Below are 270 nucleotides of genomic sequence, written 5' to 3' on the forward strand. Positions count from 1 at the left end.
GCACGACGATTCCGGCAACTGGTTCCGTTCGTACGGCAACGAAAACTGGGAGTTCGGCGAGGACGGCCTGATGACGCACCGCTACGCCTGCATCAACGACCTGCCGATCCGGGAAGCCGACCGCAAGTTCCACTGGCCCCTGGGCCGGCGTCCCGACGATCACCCGGGGCTGTCCGAACTCGGCCTCTGAACCCACGGTGCGACGCTCGGCGGCGAGTCCCTTGCCCGCAGGGCGTCGTGGACGCCCTGCCTCGCGGCGGCGGCAAGCGG

At 69.6% G+C, this 270-nt stretch carries 1 protein-coding gene; it reads left to right on the forward strand.

Annotated features, from left to right (window positions below; all coding sequences use genetic code 11):
* Positions 1–190, forward strand: a 190-nt coding sequence (locus SB751_RS30860) for a DUF1348 family protein (RefSeq protein ID WP_410749131.1), incomplete at its 5' end; no start/stop codon positions are given.
* Positions 191–270: the final 80 nt, after the last annotated feature.

Origin of the sequence: Cupriavidus sp. SIMBA_020 (genome assembly GCF_046535395.1) — a bacterium.
Taxonomy (GTDB): Bacteria; Pseudomonadota; Gammaproteobacteria; order Burkholderiales; family Burkholderiaceae; genus Cupriavidus; species Cupriavidus campinensis.